Source organism: Streptomyces sp. NPDC050560, from assembly GCF_044457285.1.
Lineage (GTDB): Bacteria > Actinomycetota > Actinomycetes > Streptomycetales > Streptomycetaceae > Streptomyces.
Genome location: NZ_JBITGT010000002.1, coordinates 1 through 22,782 on the forward strand (window position 1 = coordinate 1; position 22,782 = coordinate 22,782).

10 protein-coding genes are annotated in these 22,782 nt (G+C 75.4%); 3 read left to right on the forward strand and 7 right to left on the reverse strand.

The window, feature by feature from the left end; all coding sequences use genetic code 11:
* The coding region (locus tag ACIBIW_RS04695) for an amino acid adenylation domain-containing protein (RefSeq protein WP_399331957.1) at positions 1–7,469 on the reverse strand (7,469 nt) is incomplete at its 3' end.
* A 748-nt stretch (positions 7,470–8,217) separates the two neighbouring features.
* Here ACIBIW_RS04695 and ACIBIW_RS04700 point away from each other — a divergent pair.
* Positions 8,218–9,411 (forward strand): M23 family metallopeptidase, encoded by a 1,194-nt coding sequence (locus tag ACIBIW_RS04700; protein ID WP_399331959.1) that lies wholly within the window; start codon positions 8,218–8,220, stop codon positions 9,409–9,411.
* Positions 9,412–9,492: 81 nt separating this feature from the next.
* On the opposite strand, the gene ACIBIW_RS04705 is transcribed toward ACIBIW_RS04700, so the two are convergent.
* From ACIBIW_RS04705 to ACIBIW_RS04730, 6 genes are all read right to left on the reverse strand, one after another.
* Positions 9,493–10,230, reverse strand: a complete 738-nt coding sequence (locus ACIBIW_RS04705) for an ABC transporter permease (protein ID WP_399331961.1) — start codon at positions 10,228–10,230, stop codon at positions 9,493–9,495.
* Positions 10,211–11,179, reverse strand: coding sequence for an ABC transporter ATP-binding protein (locus ACIBIW_RS04710; protein ID WP_399331963.1), 969 nt, complete (start codon positions 11,177–11,179; stop codon positions 10,211–10,213). The genes ACIBIW_RS04705 and ACIBIW_RS04710 overlap by 20 nt, the downstream gene beginning before the upstream one ends.
* 64 nt (positions 11,180–11,243) lie before the next feature.
* The gene (locus ACIBIW_RS04715) at positions 11,244–12,413 is read right to left on the reverse strand and encodes a S8 family serine peptidase (RefSeq protein ID WP_399331965.1); all 1,170 of its coding nucleotides are present in this window, start codon (positions 12,411–12,413) and stop codon (positions 11,244–11,246) included.
* A gap of 332 nt (positions 12,414–12,745) precedes the next feature.
* Positions 12,746–13,453 (reverse strand): response regulator transcription factor, encoded by a 708-nt coding sequence (locus ACIBIW_RS04720; RefSeq protein ID WP_399331967.1) that lies wholly within the window; start codon positions 13,451–13,453, stop codon positions 12,746–12,748.
* Between the two features lie 67 nt (positions 13,454–13,520).
* A complete protein-coding gene (locus ACIBIW_RS04725) occupies positions 13,521–14,240 on the reverse strand; it encodes a helix-turn-helix transcriptional regulator (protein WP_399331969.1) in 720 nt (239 codons plus the stop codon).
* 344 nt (positions 14,241–14,584) lie between these two features.
* Entirely contained in the window at positions 14,585–17,554 is a 2,970-nt protein-coding gene (locus ACIBIW_RS04730) for an AAA family ATPase (RefSeq protein ID WP_399331971.1), read from the reverse strand.
* Positions 17,555–17,946: 392 nt separating this feature from the next.
* Between ACIBIW_RS04730 and ACIBIW_RS04735 the strand changes: the two genes are divergently transcribed.
* Together ACIBIW_RS04735 and ACIBIW_RS04740 are read left to right on the forward strand one after the other, a co-directional pair.
* Entirely contained in the window at positions 17,947–20,235 is a 2,289-nt protein-coding gene (locus ACIBIW_RS04735; RefSeq protein ID WP_399331973.1) for a LuxR C-terminal-related transcriptional regulator, read from the forward strand.
* 5 nt (positions 20,236–20,240) lie between these two features.
* Positions 20,241–22,751 (forward strand): LuxR C-terminal-related transcriptional regulator, encoded by a 2,511-nt coding sequence (locus ACIBIW_RS04740; protein ID WP_399332902.1) that lies wholly within the window; start codon positions 20,241–20,243, stop codon positions 22,749–22,751.
* Positions 22,752–22,782 lie beyond the last annotated feature (31 nt).

Below are 22,782 nucleotides of genomic sequence, written 5' to 3' on the forward strand. Positions count from 1 at the left end.
GGCAACTCACCCAACGGAACGATCACACCGGGCACCATGTACTCAGGAAGCCGCCCACCCACAAAACCCCGCAACCCCTCCACATCCAAGTCAACGCCCTCCACCGGCACCACAAACGCCACCAACCGCTTCGACGCACCCGAACCATCCACCAACACCGCAGCACCCCGAACACCCGGATGCCCCGCCAACACCCCCTCCACCTCACCCAACTCAATACGAAAACCACGCACCTTCACCTGATCATCCACACGCCCCAAAAACTCCACATTCCCATCCGGCAGAAAACGCGCCAGATCCCCCGTCCGATAAAGCCGCTCACCCACCCCACCAAAAGGACTCGCCACAAACGCCTCAGCCGTCAAATCAGGACGCCCCACATACCCACGCGCCAAACCCACCCCACCAATGAACAACTCACCCGCCACACCGACGGGAACGGGCTGGAGGAGGCCGTCGAGTACGTATGTCCGCATGTTGTCGAGGGGCCTGCCGATCGGCACGGTGTCGGGTACCGCGTCCCCCGGTTCGATGCGGTGGCAGGTGGCGAAGGTGGTCGTCTCCGTGGGGCCGTAGCCGTCCACCACCACCAGCTCCCGGCAGGCCGCGCGCACCCGGTGGACCGCGTCGGCCCGTACCGCGTCGCCGCCGGTCCACACCTCGCGCAGCCCGGTGAAGCACCCCGGGTCCTCCGCGGCGAACAGGTGGAAGAGCGCGGCCGTGAGCCACACCGCGGTGACACCGTGGGCGCTGACGCACTCCCGCAGCACCGCGGGGGTCACCGGTCCTGTCGGGGCGATCACGGACCGGCCGCCGGTGAGCAGCGGCGCCCAGAGTTCGTAGGTGGCGGCGTCGAACGCCTGCGGCGAGTGCAGCAGTACCCGCTCGTGGCCCCGCTCGAAGCGGCTGTCCAGGGCGAGCGCGGCGACGTCGGCGTGGGTGACGGCCACGCCCTTGGGCCGGCCCGTGGAACCCGATGTGTAGATCACGTATGCCAGGTCGTCGCCGGTGCAGAGCGCGGGCAGCGGGGTGTCGTCCCACCGCTCAAGTTCCGCCCAGACGTCCTCCACCACGAGGACCGTCGCGTCGGACTCCGGCAGCATCCCGGCCGACGACCTGGCCGCGAGCACCAGGCCGACCCCGGCGTCCGCCACCATGTACGCCAGCCGCTCCCCGGGATAGCCGGGGTCGAGCGGCACATAGGCCCCGCCCGCCTTCAGCACGGCGAGCACCCCGACGGCCATCTCCACCGACCGCGGCACACAGAGCCCGACCGGTGAGCCGCGGCGCACGCCGCGCTCGCGCAGCACGCGCGCCAGCCGGTTGGCCGCCCGGTCGAGCGCCGCGTACGACACCTCCTCGTCGCCGCGGACGGTGGCGACCGCGGCCGGTGTGCTGCGCACCCGGCGCTCGAACAGCTCGGTGAGGGAGGCCCGGGGGAGCGCGTGCTCGTTGCGGGGGCCCACGCCGGTGCCGACGGCCTCGCGGTGTTCGGCCTCGTCGAGCAGCGCGAGCTGCCCCACGGGCCGTCCCGGGTCGGCGAGCGCGGAGCACAGCAGCGTCTCGAAGCGGCCCGCCATGCGGGCGACGGTGCGCTCCTCGAACAGGTCGGTGCTGTACTCGAAGCCGATGTGCATGCCCTCGGGGGCGGCCTGGATCATGAGGGTGATGTCGAAGCGGGAGACGCCGACGCTCATGCCCTCGGCGATCAGGTCGTGCATCCACGGCTCGGGGCTCGCCACGGCCTCCGCGTGGTCGAGCAGGGGAAGGCTCTCGTCGGCGAACATCGCCTGGAAGACCGGGTTGTGGCCCAGGCTGCGTGCCGGGCGCAGCGCGTCGACGAGCCGTTCGAACGGCACCTCCTGGTGGCTCTGGGCGTCGAAGGTCTGCTTGCGCACCTGGAGCAGCACCTCGGCGAAGGTGGGGTTGTCGCGCAGGTCCACCTTGATGGCGACCGTGTTGACCAGGAACCCGATCATGGATTCCAGTTCGACGCGGTTGCGGTTGGCGATGGGCATGCCGATGACCACGACGTCCTGGCCGCTGTGCCGGGAAAGCAGGACGGCATAGGCGCTGAGCATGGTGATGTAGTGGGTCACCTGGTGCTCGCGGCTGACCTCGGCGACGCGCCGCGTGGTGTCGGCGGTGAGCCTGCGCCTGAGGAAGTCGCCCCTGAGGCTCTGCTCGTCGGGGCGCGGGAAGTCGGTGGGCAGCGCGAGGAGTTCGGGGGCGCCGGTGAGCTGTTCCTTCCAGTAGTCCAGGTGGAAGGCGAGGCGGTCCTCCGCCACCCAGCTCTGCTGGCTGACGGCGTAGTCGGCGTACTGCACGGCGGGCTCGGGCAGCGGGCAGGGCTCGCCCGCGGCCAGGGCCCGGCAGATCTGGACGAACTCCTCGCCGAAGAGGCCGATGGAGTAGCCGTCGAAGACCATGTGGTGGGCGCCGAGCACGAGAAGCTGCTGTGTCCCGGAGAGCAGCACGGTCATGGCCCGTAGCAGGGGGCCTTCGACGAGGTCGTAGGGCCGGTCCCACCAGCGGCGTATCTCCTCACGTGCCCGCTGCTCGCGCGCGTCGGCGGGGAGCGCGGACAGGTCGGTGACGGGGAGGTCGAGCCGCCAGGTGTCCGCGATGGTCTGCCAGACCTGGCCGTCCTCCTCGTGGAAGGTGGTGCGCAGCGGCTCGTGGCGGCGCACCATCTCGTCGAGTGCGGCACGCACGAGGGCGGTGTCCATGGCGGCGGGCAGCGGGATCAGCCAGTTGACGGTGTAGGACGTGGTCCCGGGGCGCATGCGGTCGATGAACCACAGGCGGCGCTGGTCGAAGGTGGCGGGCAGCGGGCCGCCGCGCGGCACGGGGGTGAGGGGCGGCGCCCCGACGGGCTGCAACTCGTCCTGGAGGCGCTGTAGTTCGCGTGCCACCTCGGCGATCGTCGGCAGGTCGAAGAAGAGGCGTACGGGTACTTCGAGGGAGAACACCTGCCGGATGCGGGCCGCGAGCTGCACCGCGAGCAGGGAGTGCCCGCCAAGATCGAAGAAGTTGTCGAGGACGCCGACGGGCGAGCGGGAGAGTATCTGCTCCCAGACGGAGACCAGCAGCGCCTCCGTGGTGGTGCGGGCCGGGACGCGCGCCGCGGACGCCCCGGCGGTGGCCGCGTCGGGCAGCACCAGGGCGCGGCGGTCGAGCTTGCCGCTCGCGGTGACCGGCAGGACGTCGAGCGCCACGAGGGCGGACGGCACCATGTAGCCGGGCAGCCGCTCGGCCAGGTACTCGGTGAGCCTGGGCAGCAGCAGGTGCTGGATCTCGGGCTTCAGCGGCTGGTTGACGTGGGCCGTCCAGTCGGGGGCCGCCGCCCCGGGCGGTGCGGGGGTGATCAGCTCGTGCTCGTCGGCGAGGTCCCCTCCGCCCGTTCCCCGGTGGGCGTCGGCGGGGACGAGCAGGGCGCGGAAGGCGCCGTCCGCGCCGTGGGCTGCCCAGTCGGGGACGGCCAGGTAGCCGGCCCGCGCGGCGAGGTCGCACAGGTCGTCGGGGTCGATGCCGTGCGTCGTCCTGTCCTGGTCACGCCATGCCTCGGCGGTCTCGGGTCCTGGGCCGCCCCTGAGCCAGGCGAGGGTGCGCACGGCGTGCTCGACGCGCGCGTTGGGGATGTTGTGCAGCCGCAGCCGCCCGGGGCGGGTGTCGGCGAGCAGCCGTTCGAGGCCCGCGGGGGTGAGGCCGTCGGCCGCCCAGTCGAGGACCGTGCCGCCCGGCGCCCGGGGAGCGGTGCGCGCGGGCGTGCCGACGTGGAGCACCACCTGGTAGCGGAACATCGACATCTCGTTGTGCTGGCGGCCCCCCTTGGGGCGGATCTCGACCCGGGTGACGCGCCCGGTGGCGCAGGCCCAGTCGCGGAAGAAGGCGGGCGCGACGGTCAGCTCCTCCTCCTCGCGCACCCGCTGCTGCACCCGCTGCCCGAGCTGCGCGCGCGTGGTGGCCCCCGGGGCGCGCTCCGTCTCGACGTCGGCGTGGAACGCGTCGAGCAGCGGGAGGCTGCGGACGTCCCCGACGATGATCCGGCCGCCGTCGGTGACGTGGGACAGGGCCGCGTCGAGGACCCGCAGCAGGTAGTCGACGTCGGGGAAGTACTGGACGACCGAGTTGACGACGACGGTGTCGACGGGTTCGAGTGCCAGCTCCCCCAGGGTGTCCGCCTCCGCCTGGTGCAGCGACACCGACTCCGCGAGGCCGGGGTGCGCGCCGAGGCGACCGCGTACCGCGGCGAGTGCGGCCGAGGAGAAGTCGGTGCCGTGGTAGCGCGCGCAGCCGGGGGCGAGCGGGAAGAGCAGCAGCCCCGTACCGCAGCCGATCTCCAGGACCGCGCGCGGGGCGTGGCCGCGTACCAGGTCGACGGTGTCGCGCTGCCAGGCGCGCATCTCGGCGACGGGGATGGGCAGCCCGGTGTAGCTGCTCGTCCAGCCGGAGAAGTCGTTGCCGTCCGCGGAGTCCCTGGCGGCGTCGGGGTCGAAGGAGTCGTACACCTCGCGCCAGCGCTCGACGCGGCGGCCCGCGAGGGTGTCCGCGTCGTCCTGGACGGCGGAGCGTGCGCGCCGCGGGTGCAGCACGACGTAGGAGACCAGGGACCGGTCGCCGCCGCGGTCCTCGTGGACGATCGTCGCCGCGTCCTGGACGACGGGGTGCTCGCCGAGGGTGCTGTCGATCTCGCCGAGTTCGATGCGGTAGCCGCGGATCTTGACCTGGGAGTCGGTGCGGCCCAGGAACTCCAGGTTGCCGTCGGGCCGCCAGCGGGCCATGTCGCCGGTCTTGTAGAGGCGTTCGCCGGGGGCGGCGGCGAAGGGCGAGGGCAGGTACTTGGACGCGGTCAGGCGGGGCTCGCCCGCGTACCCGGCGCTCAGGCAGGGGCCGCCGATGTAGAGGTCCCCCGGCACGTCGAGCGGGCAGGGGTGCATGCTCTCGTCGAGGACGTAGTAGCGCGCGTTCTGGATGGGCTTTCCGTACGGGATGCTGGACCAGGCCGGGTCCACCTCGCCGATGGGGAAGTAGTTGGACCAGACCGTCGCCTCCGTGGCGCCGCCGAGGCCGACCACCTGGACGTTCGGGAACACCTGGGCCAGCACGCCGGGCGAGTGGACCGGAATCCAGTCGCCGCTCATGAAGATCAGCCGCAGCGAGTCGGAGACGGTCAGGTACTCGCCCTCGTCGTCGGTGGGCAGCAGCGGGACCAGTTGCATCAGCGCCGCGGGGGCCGAGTCCCAGAAGGTGATGGGCTCCCTGGCGAGGTGGCGCAGCAGGTTGGCGGGCTCCCTGATGTCCTCGGCCGTGGCCATCCTGATGGAGCCGCCCGCGGCGAGGATGCCGAAGACGTCGTAGACGGACAGGTCGAAGGTGGGCGCGGTGACGAAGAGGATGCGGTCGTCCTCGCCCACCGAGAAGGTGTGGTTGACCCACTCGATGAGGTTCACCGCGGGGAAGTGCGCGACCTCGACGCCCTTGGGGGTGCCGGTGGAGCCGGAGGTGAAGATGATGTAGGCGAGGTCCTGCGGGGTGGTCCTGCGGGGCGGGTCGGCCACGGGCATGGCCGCGAGAAGGGCCGTGGGGTGGACGGTGTGGGGGACGCCGCCACCGGCGGGGGCCTCGGCGGCGGCGTCGGCTGAGGGTCCGGGGGGCGCGTCGGCGCCCGCCGGGTCGAGGCACACGACATGGGCGAGGGCGGGCAGCGGGTCGGCGCTCGCGAGGCGGGGCAGCAGGGAGCGCTGCGTCAGGACGCAGGTCACCCCCAGCGAGTCGATGATCCAGTGCCAGCGCCTGACGGGGGCGCCCACGTCCAGCGGGATGTAGGTGGCGCCGGACTTCAGGATGCCGAGGAGCGCGGGCACCAGCTCGGCCGAGCGCTCCATGACGACGGCGACCTGGTCGCCGCGGCCGAGGCCGAGGCGGATGAGGTAGTGCGCCACCTGGTTGGCCCGCTCGTTGAGTGCGCGGTAGGTCCAGCGCTCGTCCTCGAAGAGCAGCGCGAGGGCGTCGGGGGCGTCGGCGGCCCGCCGCTCGAACAGCTCGTGGATGCACAGGTCATGCGAGTAGGGGGTGTCCGTGTCGTTCCACTCGCGCACCAGCAGGGAGAACTCGGGCGGGGTGAGCAGCGTCAGCTCGCCCAGGCGGGCGTCGGGCCGCTCCGCGAGGCCCAGCAGGACGGTCCGCAGATGGCCCGCCATCCGCTCGACGGCGGGCGCGTCGAAGCGCCGGGTGTCGTAGTGGAGGGTGAGCGTGCAGCGCTCGCCCGGGGTGGCCACGACGCTCAGCGGGTAGCCGGCGTGGCTCTCCCGCCAGACCCGGCGGGTCCGCAGGCCCCCGGCGGGCCCCGGGTCCCCCGGCCCCGCCTCCTCCTCGTCCTCCACCAGGACGACGGTGTCGAAGAGCGAGGAGCCCGAGGCGATCCCGCTCCACTGCTGGATGCGCACCAGCGGGCTGTACTCGTGCGCGACGAGGCGCGCGTACCGGTCCTGGAGGCCCCGCAGCCACTCCGCGGCGCCCGCGTCCGGGGTCAGCCCGACGCGCAGCGGCAGCGTGTTGACGAGGAGCCCCACCATGGACTCGACCCCGGGCAGGGCGGCCGACCTGCCGGGGGTGGTGACCCCCATGACGACCTCGTCGGCGTTCTTGTAGCGGGCCAGGAGGAGGGCCCAGGCGCCCTGCACGACCGTGGCGAGGCGCAGCCCGTGCCGCCGCCTGGCCTCGTCGAGCGCGGCGGTCTCCCGCTCGTCGAGCACGAGGGCGGCCTGCCCGTACGCGACGGGGCCCGGGGCGCCCGCCGGGTCGGCGGCGGGGGCGGTGCGCTCGACGGGCAGCGGCGTCCCGGGCGAGACGGCACGCAGCTCCTCGCGCCAGAAGTCCTCGTCGGACCCGGCGTCCCGGCCCTCGGCCCCCTCCTGGCCGCCGCGGTGCTCCAGCCAGTCGACGTAGTCGGAGAACGGGGTCACGGGCGGCAGGTCGAGGGGGGTGCGGGTGCCCGAGGTGAGGTGCGCGTGGGCCCGCTCGACCTCGCGCAGCACCCGGGCCTGGCTCAGCCCGTCCATCAGGAGGTAGTGCAGGCTCCAGAGGAGCTGGTGGCGGCCGTCGCCGAGGCGGGCGAGGTGCAGCCGCCACGGCGGGGCGCCGCCGGGGTCGAAGCCGCGCGCCCGGTCCTCTTCGAGCAGCGCCGCGAGGCGCCCCGCGCGCTGCTCCTCGTCCAGGGCGCTCCAGTCCTCGGTGGTGAGGGGGACCTCGACGGCCGCAAGGACCGTCTGGCGCGGCTCCTCGCCCCCGGCGGCGTCGAAGCGGGTCCGCAGCGCCGCGTGCCGCCCCGCGACCAGCTCCCAGCCGCGGCGGAACGCGTCCACGTCGAGTCCGCCCACGACCTCGGACACGGTCTGGGTGTGGTAGAGCCCCGCCCTTTCCCCGCTGCCGATCTGGAACAGAATGCCCCGCTGGGCCGGCGACATCGGGCAGGAACTCTCGACCCGCCCCGCCTGCGCCTCGACAGGCCGGTTTTCCGCTGAGTCACGAGATGCACGCAAGGCCGAAATCCCCCGAAGTCATGGACGATATTCCGCGCGTTACGGAACCGGCCAGGGGAATACGCGCGCCCGTGGGCGCACACGCGCATTCCCTGGTTCCGCGACGGCCCCCTCGGGCCGTTCCGCAAACCGCGCATGGGCATGGTGAACCGCTTCGGGACCCCTGGCGGCGGACCCCGTGAATTCTCTCGTCAGGATGCGCCCTGAGCGCCTGGCATTCCGGAACTCCGCATTCCATGGACCGGCTCTGAGCTGTGCCGCACGGCCGAGCCGACGCCGATCGAGGCGACGGCTACGGGACCGGGCACAGGGCTGCGGCCTGCGGGGCCGAACGTGACCCTACTTGACATTCTTAATCCCCCGGGCGTTTCACGCCTTCATTTGAATGGCATGCTCATCCACCGAACAGCACCTGTCAACGGTTTGCATCCGGTGAACTGGATCATGTTCGAAGATGTTTTCCACATGCCGGTTACCGGGCTGACCTGCGCTAAGTCCCATGAAATCAGCGGGCGTCACGGGCGACCGCACACACGGGCGGCGGCAGCACTAGAAGAACTTCCATTCTTTGCATTGGACGTGAGGTGCGGCCCGGTGGCCGTGCGGGAGACTGGTCGTGCACGGTCGGCGGCGAGCACTGCGCGCGGCACCCCCACGGACGGGAGCTTCCTGCATGGCCCTCCTACTTCTGAACGCGGCCCTGATCCTGGCCGCCCTCGCGCTCGCGCACTGGTATCTGCTGCGCCGCCTGGTGAAGGACGTCTCCCGGGAGCGCGGCGGCTGGCGGCGCGTGGGCACCGGGGTCATCGCCCTGCTGGCGGCGACCACCGTGGCCGTACTGACCGTGGGGCCCGCGGAGGCGCCGTTCGAGGTCACCCGGGTGACGGACCTGACGGCCGCGGTCTGGCTGCCGGTGCTGCTCTACCTGACCCTCGCGCTGCTCGTCGGCGAACCGCTGCGCCCCCTGCTGCGGCGGCTGCTGGCCCGCAGGGCCGCGCGCCGGGCGGGCGGGCCCGGCGACACCGGGGCCGTCGCCACCGCGGGGGACGCCGCGGCCGCCGACGCCTCCCGCCGGCTGGTCGTCGCGCGCGCCGTCGCCATCGGGGCGACCACCCTCGCCATGGCGGGCACCGCGGCAGGCCGCTCGGGCGGCGGGTCGCCCGCGCAGCGGCCGGAGCAGCGCGGCCTTGAGGTCGCCTGGCCCTTCTCCGGCAGATGGCGGGTGCAGAACAGCCCGGCAAGGCGGGTGCCGAGCCACGGCACCCGGCTGATGGGCAGCAGCTACGCCATCGACTTCATAGCCGTGGACGAGCAGCACCGCACCGCGGGCAGCCGGAGCTGGCGCACCTTCCTCGCCTCGGAGCCGCCCGAGCTGTTCTACGCGTTCGGCAAGCCCGTGCACTCGCCCGTCGACGGGACCGTCGTCGCCGCCCACGACGCCGAGGAGGACCACGAGGCGCGCCGCTCCCAACTGGCCTTGATCCCCTACACACTGGGGCAGGGGGCGCGGCTGCGCGAGGGGGTGCACGCGATCGCGGGCAACCATGTGATCATCAAGCTGCCCGGCAGCGGCCACTGTGTCGCGCTCGCGCACTTCAAGTCCGGCTCGGTACGGGTGTCGCCGGGCGACAAGGTGGTCACGGGACAGCACATCGCCGACTGCGGCAACTCCGGCAACTCGACCCAGCCGCACGTGCACATCCAGGCGATGGACAGCTCCGACATCTCCCACGCCCGGGGCCTGCCGATGCTGTTCCGGCCGTTCCGCGAGTGGGCGTCGGGGCCCCGGGGGCGCTCCCGGGTGCGGGAGCGGACGGTGCCGGGGGAGGAAGTGGTGGTGCGCCCGCTCTCCGACGAACGGGCCTGAGACGCCGGGCCGCCGCGGCGGGGCGGCGGCGCCCCCGGCCCGGGGGTGTGCCGGGAGCGCCGCCTGCTCGTGGGTGGTGGCTCAGGGCCGCCTGGACATCATCCGGAAGGTGATGAGGAACCCGACGACGGTCCAGGCCGCGAGGACCGCGAAGGGGAGCCCCGAGACCCCGTCCGACGGGGTGTTGAGGGTGTCGCGCACCGCGTCCGCCATGTACTGGAACGGGAGCACCTTGTGGACCCCCTCGAACCAGCCGGGCAGCCGGGACGCGGGGAAGGTGATCGGCGAGAACATCAGCGCCACGAACACCACGAGCTGCGACATCATCCGGGCGGCGGGCGGCGCCATGCCGTACCCGATCCCGTATCCGAGGCCGATCGCGGTGAACGCGGTCAGCAGGATCGCGGGGACCACGAGCGGGCTGACGTCGAGGCTCAGGTCGAAGCGGAGTCCCGCGACCACCAGCGCGGCCACCATCCCGGGCAGCGCGGTGAGCAGCGCCACCGTCGCGTCCGACGCCATCAGCGCGCTCCTGGGCACCGGCAGCGAGCGGTTGAAGTCGAAGATCCCCTCCTGCTTCGAGGCGGCGACCTCCTGGGGGCCGATCACCATGCCGACGGTGATGAGCCCGAGTACGGGGGCGCCGGTCGAGAAGTAGAGCGCGGTGGCGTCGTCCATCTCGGGCACCAGATAGCCGAAGCCGATGATGATGCCCACCGCGAGGAAGGTCTGGATGACCAGGTTCAGCGGCAGGGTGGCGCGGCTGCGCAGCGCGGTCCAGCCCAGCAGCAGCCCGTAACTACGCAGCCAGTGGTTCACCCTGTCCGCCCTTCTCGCCGACGGCGCCATCCGCGCTGTCCACCAGGTGCATGTACACGTCCTCAAGGCCCACGGGCACCAGCCCGAACTCGTCGATGTCGCCCGCCGCGCGCAGCTCCTGCGCCCAGGCGAGCGCCGCGGTGGCGGCGTCGGAGTCCAGCGGCACCACGAGCCGCCGTGAGCTGCGCAGCAGCGGGCCCGCCGGGACGAGATGGGGCGGCAGCCCCGGCACGCTGCCGGGCGCCGCCTCGGTCAGTTCGAGCCGCAGCTCGCCCGCCGCCCGGGAGCGGAGCTGCGCCGCCGTGCCCTCGGCCAGCACCTTGCCCGAGCCCATCACGACGATGCGGTCCACGCTGCGCTCGGCCTCGATCACGTTGTGCGTGACGAGGAGGACGGCGCTGCCGCGGTTGGCCAGCTCCCTGATCTGCTGCCACAGCAGCCGCCTGCGGACGGGGTCCACGTCGTTGGTGGGCTCGTCGAGCATCGCGACACGGCCGGGCTCCGTGGCGGCCATGCCGAACGCGGTCAGCCTGCGCACGCCCCCGGAGAGCCGCTCGCCCGAGGTGTCGGCCCACTCGCCGAGGTCGAGCGCGTCGAGGAGTTCGGCGGTGCGCTCGGCCGCGGCCCGCTTGCCGAGGCCGCGGATGCGGGCCATCACCTTGATGGCCTGGCGGGGCGAGACCCCGGTCAGCGGTGCGTGCGCCTGCGGCATCACCGAGACCATCCTGCGCACCCGGGCGGGCTCCGCCACCGGGTCGCAGCCGTCGACCCTGATCGTGCCCGACGTCGGCACGGCGAGCCCGGCCACCTGGTTGATCAGCGTCGTCTTGCCCGCGCCGTTGTGCCCGAGCAGGCCGACCACCTCGCCCGCCTCGACCCGCAGGCTGATGCCGTCGTTGGCGCGTGTGCCGCTCCGGTAGCACTTCACGAGATCTTCGATGATCAGCAATGTTCCACCCGCTGCCGTTGATGGTGTCGCCGGGAGCCTTCCCCCGGCCGGTGCCCCCGGTGGCTCAACGGGGCACCTGGAGAAGCCGGTTGGGGCTGCCGTCGGCGGGCACCCCGCTCAGCGCGTCGCCGGCCGCGGCGCGGCCCAGCGCCTCGCCCACCCGGCGCGGGCCCGCGCCCCGGTGCTCGCCGAGGTAGAGCGCCGCCGCGCCCGAGGCGAACGCGGCGGAGACGGTGGTGCCCGACTGGGTGCTCGTGCCGCCGCCCGGCCAGTCCGACGCGATGTCGACGCCGGGGGCGTAGAGGTCGAGCCCCGGGCCGTGGTTGCTGAAGTCGGCGACCCGGTCGTCGCAGTCCGAGGCGCCGACGGTGATGCCCTCGGCCACGCGCGCGGGCGAGGCGTCGGCGACGTCCGCGCCGTCGGCCCCCGCCTCGAAGACGTAGGTGACGCCGGACGCCATGGAGGTGCGCACCGCCTCGTCGAGCGCGTCCGTGGCGGGCAGCCCGATGACCCAGTTGACCACCGCGGGCTTCCTGGCGTGCTGGGTGATCCACTCGATGCCGTCGAGCACCCCGTCGATGCTGCCGCCGCCGTCCTTGTCGAGGACCTTCACCGAGACGAGCCGGGCCTTCTTGGCGACGCCGTAGCGGGTGCCGCCGATGATCCCCGCCATGTGCGTGCCGTTGCCGTTGTCGTCGCTGCCGTCGCCGCCGAAGGCGTCGAAGCCGAACCTGGCGCGGTGGCCGAGGTCGGGGTGGCCGTAGTCGATGCCGGTGTCGACGAGGTAGACGTCGACGCCCCGGCCGCCGCCGCGCGGCGCGGTGTAGGAACCGTCGAGGGGCAGCGCGGGCTGGTCGATGCGGTCGAGGCCGCAGGTCGCGGCGGCGCCGCCGGCCGGGTGCCCGGGGCGGCCCCTGTGCAGGGGCGCGTTGCGCTCCACCGAGCGCACCCCGGGGTCGGCGGCCAGCCGCCGTATCTGCGCGTCGCCGCCGGTGACGAGGGCGCCGTCGAGCGCGTGCCCGTAGCGCTTCAGCACCCGTACGCCGTACGCGTCGGCGACGTCGGGGTGCGCGCCGTCCTTGAACACGACGACATAACCGGCGTCGGCCGCTTCGGCGGCCGCCCCCGCGGCGCCCGCGTTCGCGGGGGCGACGGCGGCCCCCAGGCACAGCAGAGTTCCCGCGGCCAGGGCACCGAGCATCCTTCCCCCGCGGGTCGAACCGGCTGATCGCATTTCTTCTCCTCACGCGAGAACTCACGGGGCACAGGCCGCGCCTCGCCGACCACAATTCCCGCAACCCCCCAAAACCGCAGGCCCCCGTGCGCGTTGCTACAAGAATTACCAGTGTGCGCGGCAGCGGGTTGCGGTACGCGCTCTTCGCCGCCCGCGCCCCGACACCCGCAATACGGTGCCGATGTGACGGGGGTTCCAGGGGATTCCCCGGTTGTCGCGGGTGCGGGGCGCGGCTACGTTCCTGGCGGATTCACCGGCGCCACCGCCATCCCGCGGGCACCGTCCGGTGTCCAGGACCGGCCGGGAGCGGGACGATCTTCCGCCCCGGGCGGTCACGGTGCCCCGGGCCCCCTGCGCGGGCCCGGGGCGACCAGCCGGTGGCCGCCCGCCGCGTCCGCCTCGACCAGGGCGGAGAGCCCCGGGCGTGCGCGCAGGGAGGCGAGGCGCTCCGGCAGCGACGCCCGCAGCGCCGCACGGCGCCCGCGCAGCACCTCCTCGGTGAGCTGGTCGGCGGAGAGCGTCTCGCCCTGGCGCCCGGCGAGCGCCGCCAGGATGTCGAACTCCTCGTCGGGCAGTTCTGTGGGGACGCCCTCGACCAGCACCGCGCGCTCCGCCAGATCGATCCGTACGGGCCCCGCGAGCAGCAGGCCGCCCGGCGGCTCCTCGGCCGGGGGCCGCGCGGGGCGCACACGGCGCATCACCGCCCTGAGCCTGGCCAGCACCTCGGCCAGGTTGTAGGGCTTGACGAGGTAGTCGTCCGCGCCGAGGTCGAGACCGCGGACGCAGGAGGCGTGGTCGCCGCGCGCGGTGGTCGCGAGGATCGGGACCGAGCAGGCCGCCCGCATCCGGCCGCACAGCGCGAAGCCGTCGCAGTCGGGCAGGTCGAGATCGAGCAGGACGGCATCGGGGGCGGCCCTGTGCAGCAGGTGGAGCGCGTCGGCGCCCGTGGTCGCGCACACCGCCTCGAAGTCCCGCTGTTCGAGCGCCGCGCACAGCGCCGCACAGACCCGTACGTTGTCCTCGACCACCAGCAGCCTCATGTCGCCCCCCGTGACAGTCAGAACGCCCGGAACCCCCCGGCGCCGGACGGCGGCCGGGCCGCCGCGGTCAGGCCCGCCGCGCCGCCACCCGCGCCTCCGCCCGCGCGGCGTCGTCCTCCTGGTCCCCCTGGTCCTCGGCGCGTACGTAGTCGGGCAGCACCCTGGGCGGCCAGGAGCCGATGCCGAACATCCCGAGCGAGTACGCCTTCGCCGCGAGCGCCGTGCGGTTGGGCACGTCGAACTGCCGCAGCAGCATGCCCACGTGGTACTCGATGCCCTGGCTGCTCAGGAACAGCCTGGCGGCGAGCCGGGCGGTCGCGTTGCCCGCCGCCACGCCTTCGAGGACCTTCGCGCTCAGCGGCGTGAGGCGCGCGCAGCCGGGGGGCGCGTCGTGCTCCGCGACCGCCTGCTCGGGGGTGAACTGCACCACGATCATCCTGGCCTGCCCCTCGTCGTCCGCGACGCGGAAGGCGGTGAGCCTGCCCCGTACCGCGCCGCCCTCGAAGCAGAGCGCGACGGTGCGGCCGACGAGCCGCCCCCTGTGCCCCTGCACCAGCCGCCCGAACTGGCGCAGCGTGTACTGGCGCACGCTCGGGTGCAGGAACTCCGCGAAGTCGCGGTCGCGGACCTCGCCCGGGTGGCGGGCGCCGAGTGCGCCGTTGACGGACCGCACGCGCAGCGACGGATCGAGGATCGCGACGACGACTCCCGAACGTTCGAGGAGCGAGAAGAAGACATCGCGGTACTCGTCCTCCTGGATTTCCTTTTCGGAGAACGCCCCGCCCATGCCGCGGGGTTCCGCGCGGGAATGCGGAACGCCGGTGCCGCGGAAGGCGTATCGTCCGGCCGCGTTACGCCGAGGGCCCGGCGCGGCGAATTCAGCTTCGGCCATGGCAGCCAGGCTCCTTCCCTTCACTTTTTCCGGCCCGGCGCGGCGCAGCCTAATGACGCGGAACGGCGCCCGGCAACGGCGGGGTACGGACGCCCCGTAACACTGTGGTCCCGCGGGAGAAGTTCGGAGCGGCCGCGGCCGCGGCCTCCGGCGGGCGGCCGGGCGCGGGGCCGCGACCGTGAGTTCCGCACGGCCGGGTGGGTGATACCGGCGAGTCACCCGGTCGGTGCACCGGTCGGTCACCGAAGTCCCGCGGCCCGTCCGGGGGCCGGAACGCGGCCTGCGCGGCGGCCGGTTCCGGCCGGCTCCGCCTCCGCGAACAGGCCGGAGCCGAAGGCGGCCCGCCCCGCGATCCCGTGCACGACGGGCACGAACTCCGCCCTGCCGGTCACCCCGAACCGCTGGTAGAGGCGCGTCAGTACCTTCTCCACGGCGCGCCGTGTGACACCGAGCGCGTCGGCGACATCCTGGCTGGTGTGCCCGACGGCGACCAGTGCCGCGACCCGGCGCTCCGTGTCGCTGAGCGGCCCGCGGCCGAGCACCACGGCGGCGGGCGAGGCGCCGGGCCCCCGGTGCCCGCCCGGCACCGGCGCCGCGTCGAGCAGCGAGGCGCCGACCTCCTCGGCGATCCGGTCGGCCTCGGCGAGCGCCGGGCCGTGCCCTGGCCGCCCCGCGGCCCGCAGCCGCCCCCCGTACGCGATCAGCGCCCTTCCCAGCTCCAGCCGGTCGGGGCCCTCTCTGAGCACCTCGACGGACTCGGCGAGCAGCGAGAGCGCGTAGCGGCCCTGGACGGCGCCGCCCCACAGCCGCAGCACCCGGCCGAGCGGCGCGTGGGCGCCGAACTGTCTGGCGCGCTCGCAGGCGTGGGCGAAGAGGCCGAGCGCGGCGTCGCGCTCGCCGAGGCGCCGCAGCAGCGTCGCGCACCACAAGTCCATCGGCAGCAGCACGTGGTTGGTCCAGCCCCCCGCCTCGGTGCGGCGCAGGGCGTCGAGCAGGAGGTCGGCGAGGGCGCGCAGTTCGGGTTCAGGCGCCTGCGGGGTCCGCAGCATCCGCAGCGCGAGGTCGTGCACCGGGGTCTCGGCCGCCTGGTCCTCCCGCAACAGCGCCCGCAGCCGCCCGGCCAGTACGGGATCGCCCGTCTCCAGGGCCGCGGAGGTCAGGGCGAGCGCGGTCAGCACGTCGTCGTCGCCGAGCACGGCGGGCGCCGCCACGGTGGCCGCGAGCGCGCTCGACCAGGCGTCAGCGAGCCGTCCCGCCCGCAGCGCGGTCAGCGTCCGCCACCCCAGCACATGGGTGCGCAGCCGGTCGTCGCCGCGCTGGCCCGCGGTGACGAGCGCCATGTCGAGCCAGCTCAGCATGGACTCGTCGGCGACGGAGGCCGCGGCCCCCGCGGCGACCATCAGCGCGGGGGCGGCGTATCCGGCGGCGGCCGAGGCGGGCTCGTGCTCCAGCATCCAGCGCACCCGGGCGGCCACCTCGGGCGCGGACAGCTCGCCGCCGAGGAGGCCGGAGAAGACGAGCACAGAGACGAGTTCGCGCTCCGCCACCCCGACCGGCCCGTGACCGGGCGTCAGCGCGCGCAGCCGCTCGACCGCGGCGGCCGCGGCGGGCCGCGTCCCGGCCCGGAAGAGCCGCGCCCTGGCCTCAAGGCGCATGGCGGAGTCGGCGGCGGCGGGTCCCGTGGCGGGCCCGACGGGCCCGGGCGGGCGGCACGGGTCGCCGTGGTCCTGGTACCCGGTGTGCCGCAGCATCTCCCACGCGGTCTGGGGCGCGGTGAGGAAGAGCGTGAGCGGTACGCACGCGGCGACCGCGGCGCGTTCGCCCGGCGAGGAGAGCAGGGGGAGCGCCTGGATGACATGGCGCAGCATGACGGAGGTGTCGGCGCCCTGCTCCGCGTCGGCGAGCGCGGCGAGGAAGTCACCGCGCTGCGGGCTGTCCGGCAGGAACTCGCGCAGCGCGCGGCGCAGACAGCGCGCGGCGAGGGAGTCGTCGCCGCGGCTCCACGCCTCGCACGCGGCCTCGCGCAGCACCCGGGCGGCCCCCGACCACTCCCCGGGGCTGACCTCAAGCAGCAGCGGCACGGTCTGCTCCGCGGGGGCGCCGCTCTCGTGCAGCAGCTCGGCGGCGCGCCTGTGCAGCCTGGTGCGGTCGGTGAGGGAGAGCGCGTCGTCGGCGATCTCCCGTACGCAGTCCCAGAGCACGGGCGGCGACGCGCGGTCGGCGGCCCAGCCGAGGCGCAGCAGCGTCCGCGCGGCGCCCGCCTCTTCGAGGGGGTCGAGGCCCGCGAGGCGGCCGAGCAGGCTCCCCTCGGCGGGCCCGCCGACCAGCGCGGCGCAGTGCGCGTAGCGGCGTACGGTCCCGGAGTGCCCGGTGAGGACGGCCGCCACCCTGGCCCACAGGTCGAGCGGCGAGGGCCGGGAGCGCGCGAGGGCGAGCAGGCCCGCCGCGGGGTGGCCGTGGAGGTCGTCCAGGCGGTCGAGCAGGGACGCGATCAGGGCGGGGTTGCCGCCGGTCGCCTCGGTCCACTCCGCCGCCTGGGCGCCGGTGAGGGCGATGCCGCGCGCCCGCAGCAGCGCGCGTACGTCCGCCGCGCCGAGCGGGCCCATCCGCACGATGTGGTCGGCGGCGGTCAGGATGTCCTGCACGTCCGGCTGCTCGGTGGCGGCCTCGCCCTCGCACACCGTGACCACGGTGAGCCTGGGGACGTCCTCCCGGCCCCCGCTGGACCGGGCGGAGCCACGTGCCGAGTCGGCGAGGCGGGTCAGCAGGTCCCGGTCGGCCCAGTGCAGGTCGTCGACGAGCAGCGCCGCGGGCCCGCCGTCCGGCCGCCCCGCCGCTTCGAGCACCACGGTCCGCCGGGCGCCCGCGCGTGCCGGTTCCGGACCGGGCGGCGGGGCACCGCCGCCGGGCGGGAAGCGGAGGCCGCCGTGCGCGGAGCGCCCAGGGAGCACGTCGTCCGCGGGGGAGGCGACGGGGAGCGGGAGGCCGGGCAGGGGGTCGGCGGTGAGGTCGGCGCCCGCGGGCGCGCCCATGGTGCGCCGCACCGTGAGCCCGTCCCTGGCGACCTCGTCGGCGACCGAGGCGAGGAAGGCGGAACGGCCCGTGCCCGGAGGGCCCGTGACCGCCACGAGCACGTCGGCGCCCGACCGCACGCGGGCGGCGGCCGCGCGGACGGCGGCGAGTCCGTGCGCCCGGTCCTGAAGTGGCACGTGAGCCTCCGTTCTCTCGCGGTACTGGGCGGATACGCCCCCGGTCACGGCGGGTGGGGACCGCCCGGAGCGGGTGGCGCGGCGGACCTCGCCACAAGCCGACACTCTTGTCGTATCGTAAAATCATGTGCGCGAGTTGTTCTGAGCACGTGTGTCCAGTTGTCTCGCTTATCTCGCTTATCTCGCACTCTGCTTCCCTCCCCGTCCCCCCGACCGGTTCCGCACCCGCCGTCCAGGCCCCGCGCCAGGACCGCCACCCGGGGTGCCGGGTCCCCGCCGACCGCGTCACGGCCCACTGCGCCGTCCTGACCGGCGCGCGGCGCGCGGTCCCGGTGGCCGCCCTCGCGCGCCATGTCGCCGACGCGTACGGACAGGGCACGAGCGTACGACGCGTGGTCTGCCGAACCGACGAGTCCGGCAAGGGCACTTCCTTCCTGCGGCGGCTGCTCGGACTGCCGCGCGGCGCCGCGCTCCCCGCGCACGAGGAGCGGCACGCGTACGGAGCCCTGGTGGACGAACTGCTGGCGTCCGGGCCCCTGGTCCTCGCCGTCGAGGAGGCACAGCGCTGCGACGACGCGGCGGTGCGGCTGATCGACGGGCTGGTGGGCGCGGCGGCCGGCCGGCCGCTGATCGTGCTGCTCGCCGCCACGGGCCGCAGCGCTGCCCCCGCCGCCTTCCGTGAGCTGACCGCGCGCGAGTACTGCACGGTCCTCGACGACGACACCCCGCAGCCCGGCGCCGCCACCCCCCGGGCCGACGCCGCCCCCGCGGCCACGGGCGTGTTCGCCCGGCACGAGCCCCAGGTGCTCAGGGTCGCGCTGGCCGCCTCGGTGCTGCGCAGCACCGACCCCGACCTCGTCGCCGCACTCGCCGGGTTTCCCGCCGGGGTGACGGAGCGCCGGCTCAGGACCGCGCGTGCCCAGGGGCTGCTGCCGCGGCGGATACCGGCACGCGGCGTCCCCGCGCTGCTCGGCGCGCTGCCCGCGAGCGCCGCCGAGCGGATGCGCGCCCAGGCCGCCGAGATCCTCAACGACGCCGGGCGGCCCGCCCGCGAGGTCGCGGAGCTGCTGCTCGGTCAGGCCCGCATCGACCGCCCCTGGATGACGGCCGTACTGAAGGAGGCCGCCGACGAGGCCAGGCACGAGGAGCCCGCGGCCGCGGCCGCCTGCCTGCGCCGCCTGCACGAGGCCGACCCGGAGAACGCCGCCCTGCGCACCGACCTCGCCACCGCGCTGCTCGACACCGACCCCGCGGCGGCCCACCAGCACCTGGCGGGCGCGCTGGCCTGCGCCGCGGAGCCCCGGCTGCGCGGGCGCATCGAGGGCGGGCTGCGGCTCGCCGCGTTCATGACGCACCGGGCCCCCGAAGGACCCCGGGAACTCGGCACCGTACTCGACACGTTGGGCCCCGGCGACGGGGACGCCTCCCTGGCACCCGACACCGCGGCCACCGCGCCGGTGACGCCCGACGACCCGACCAGGCAGCTCCTGGTCGCCGCCCGCGCGCTGCGCGCCGCGCTGACCGGCACCGGCCGCCGCCGCGCGGTCGCCGACGCCCGCGCGGTCCTCGGGTCGCAGCGGCCCCGCACCGTCTGGGCCAGGGTCGCCGCCGCCCGGGTGCTCGCGCTCGCCGACGAGACCGCGGACGCGCTCGACCATCTGCGCCGGGACGCCTCGGCCAGCGAGCGGCGCGGGGAGACCTGGGCCGCACAGCACGTCTCGTCGGCCCGTGCGCTGCTGCTGCTCGAATCGGGCCGCGCGCAGGACGCGGTGGCGGCCGCCACCCCGGCGGGCGGGGAAGGGGGCGGCGGCCCAGGACCCCTCATGCGGATCGTCCTCGCCCTCGCGCTCGTGGCCCGCGCCGACCTCGACAGGGCCGAGAAGGTCCTGCGCGACCTGCGCGGCTGCCGACTGGGCGACTCGGTCCTTGAGTACCACCACCACCTCATGGCCATGGCGCTCGTGGAGCGCGGCCGCGGCCGGGCGGAAAAGGCGCTCGACCTGACGGAGCGCTGCGGTACGAGCCTCGCCGCCGCCGGGGTGGAGAACCCGGTGTTCACGACCTGGTGGGTGCAGAGCACGGAGCTGCTGATGGAGCTGGGCCGCACCGGCGCCGCCGCCGAGCGCGCCGCGTTCGGCCGCCAGTTGGCCGAGCGGTGGCCGACACCGCGCAGCACCGGGCTCAGCCTGCTCGCCCGGGGCGTGTCGGCCGCCGCCGCCGAGCGGGTGGAGCTGCTCGCGGAGAGCGTCCGCGTACTGGCCGCAAGCTCCGACCGGCACGCCCACGCGCTCGCCGAACTCCGCCTCGGCACCGCCCTGCTGCGCCGCGGCGACGAGCGGGCCGCCCGCGAGCGGCTGCACACGGCGCGGGCCACGGCCGCGGGCTGCGGTCTGACCGCGGTGGCGCAGCGGGCGCGGGACGCGCTGGTCGCCGCGGGCGGCCGACCGACGCGCGCGGCGCTCAGCGACGCCGAGCGCCCGGTGGCCAGGATGGCGGCGTCCGGGGCCTCCAACAGGGCCATCGCCGACGCCCTGTGCCTGACCGTGCGCACCGTCGAGTACCACCTGACGAACGTGTACAGAAAGCTGGGCGTCGCCGGCCGCGTCGGCCTGGTGAACCGGCTCGCGCCGCCAGGACCGCGCGCGGGCGGTCCCACGCGCCCCGCGGACCGGGCCCGTTGAACCCGGTGCGCCCCGCCCCCGTACCCACCGGCCTGCTGGAGCGGACCGCGCAGCTCGCGGCGGTCAGGGCGGCCGTGCGCGAGGTGGCGGCAGGCGGCTCCGCGACCGTCCTCGTCCACGGCAGGCCGGGCACGGGGCGCAGCGCCCTGCTCGACGCCGCCGCCGCGCTGGCCCGTGGCGCCGGTCTCACCGTCGTCACCACGCCGTGGGACGCGGCACCCGGCGCGCCCGCGGCGCCGCTCGCCGTGCTCGACGACGACGCGCCGTGCACCGCCGCGCCGCCCGAAGACCCGGGCGAGGGCCCCCTGCTACGGGTGACCGCCACCACGGCGCCCGCCGCCGCCCCGCCTGAGCACCCCGGCCACCGGCGCGTACTGGCGCTGCGCCCGCTGAGCGCCGCCGCCGTGCGCGCCCTCCTCGCCGCGGCGTACGGGGACGTCGCGGCCGGGCGGCTGCTGCGGACCGCGCTCGCCGCGACCGGCGGCGTCCCCGCCGTGCTCTGCGCCACGCTGCGCCGGTGGCCCGCGCCGCCCCCCGCGCCCGACGAGTTCGCCGCCCTCGCCGACCAGGTCGGCAGGCACCATCTGCGCCGCACCCTGGCCGGGGCGACGGAGCGCACGGCCGCGCTGGTGGAGGCGTCCGCGGTGGCGGCGGGGGACTTCTCCTTCCGCCAGGTCGGCGAGCTTGCGGGCGTGCCGCCAGGCGACGACGGGCGGGCCCGCACCGACCTGGCGGCCACCGGCCTGTTCGACTCGGTGGCACAGCCGTGCCTCTACGACCGGCTGGTGGCCGAGCGCGCCCTCGGCCTGCTCGACGACGGGCGGCGGCGCGAACTGCACGAGCACGCCGCGCGGCTCGCCCGCCGCGACGGACTGCCGCAGGCGGTGCTCGGACGGCTCGTCGCCAGGACCCGGCTCACCGGGCCCTGGGTGCCCGCCGCCCTGTACGCCGCGGGCGTGCGCGCCAGGCGGCGCGGCGACGACGACGCGGCCTGCTACCTCGAACGCGCCGTGGACCACGGCCCCGACGAGGCGCTGCGCACCGACATCCTGCTGGAGCTGGCGAAGGCGCAGGCGCCGCTGCGGCCCGAGTCCGCCGACCGCACGTTCCGCCGGGTGCTGGAGACCTCGGCGCCCGACAGGTCAGCGGCCCGGCTGACCGCGGCGGACGCGCTGACCCTGCGCGGCTCCAGGGACACCGCACCGGCCCTCGGCACCGCGGCGGCCGACGGCTCGGTGCCCGAGGCGGAGCGGCGCACCCTGCGCGCGCTGCGGGAGCTGGCGCTCGAACCGGGCCGCCCGGCACCGGCGGCGCTCCCGGCGGCCGCCGCGGGCGGCGGGCCGCGGCGGGAGTTCGACGCGGCGGAGGCGGCCGCCGAGGCGTGGCACCACTGCCTCGCGGGGCGCGGGATCGGCACGGCACGGCGGCTCGCCGATACGGTGCTCACGCGCGCGGAGGGCGGACTCTTCGCCCCGCGCCTGGTGGCGGCGCGGGCCCTCGCCGTCGCCGAGGACGTCGAACGCGCGCGGCACGGGCTGCGGCGCGTCGAGGCCGAGGCGAGACGGCGGCGGATGGGGCCCGCGGTCGGCCACGCGCTGCTCAACCTCGCGGAGATCGCGCTGCGCACCGGCGAGCGCGCCGAAGCGCTCGACCGGCTCACGGAGGCCGTCACCGAAGTGCCGCGCCGGCACTGGCACCCCCGGGTGCTCCAGCGGCTGACCGCGCTCGAAGCGCTGATCGCCCTGGAGTCGGGGCGGCCCGACCTCGCCGAGAGCGTCCTCGCGAGCGCCGCCCCCGCCCGTCACGAGCACGGCTTCGGCTGGGCCCAGGTGCTGTTCGCACACGGGGTGTTCGCACTCGACTCGGGCAGGAGGGCGGAGGCGTCGGCCCGGCTGCACGAGTGCGGCCGCATCCTGCTCGGCCTCGGCTGCGTCAACCCCGCGGTCCTGCCCTGGCGACCGGCGCTCGCCCTGGCGCGCGCCCCCGTCGATCCGCATGGCAGCGCCCTGCTGCTCGCCGACAGCCTCGCGGCGGCCCGCGCCTGGGGCGCGGCGGGCGCCGTCAGCGCCGTCCACCTCTGGGCCGGGCTCGCCACCACGGGCGCGACGGCGCTGCGGCATCTGCGGACGGCGATACGGCTGCTCCCCGGCACGACCGCCCGCAAGCAGTGCGCGCGCACGAAGGCGGAGCTGGCGCTCGCGCTGCTCGACGCGGGCCGCCCCGGGGAGGGTCGGCGGCTGCTCGACGAGGCCGCCGGGGCCGCCGGGGGGCCGCCGGGCACCCGCGCCCTTGAGGTCGCGGACCGGTTCGCGGCGCTGTCCGCGGAGAACCGGCGGCGGCTGAGCCGGGCCCAGCTCAGGGTCGCGCTGCTCGCCGCCGACGGCCTCTCCAACAAGGCGATCGCCGGGGAGTTGGCGGTCGGCGTCCGCACGGTCGAGATGCACCTGACCGACACCTACCGGGCCCTCGGCCTGCACGGACGCGCCGACCTCGCGGCAGCACTCGGCCGCCCGTGACACCGCCCCCGCGCGTACGGCCCCGTACACA

Bases quoted from the DNA above. Each gene is read 5' to 3' on its own strand.
- ACIBIW_RS04700 (WP_399331959.1), top strand. From the start codon at position 8,218: ATGGCCCTCCTACTTCTGAACGCGGCCCTGATCCTGGCCGCCCTCGCG.
- ACIBIW_RS04715 (WP_399331965.1), bottom strand. From the start codon at position 12,413: ATGCGATCAGCCGGTTCGACCCGCGGGGGAAGGATGCTCGGTGCCCTG.
- ACIBIW_RS04720 (WP_399331967.1), bottom strand. From the start codon at position 13,453: ATGAGGCTGCTGGTGGTCGAGGACAACGTACGGGTCTGTGCGGCGCTG.
- ACIBIW_RS04725 (WP_399331969.1), bottom strand. From the start codon at position 14,240: ATGGGCGGGGCGTTCTCCGAAAAGGAAATCCAGGAGGACGAGTACCGC.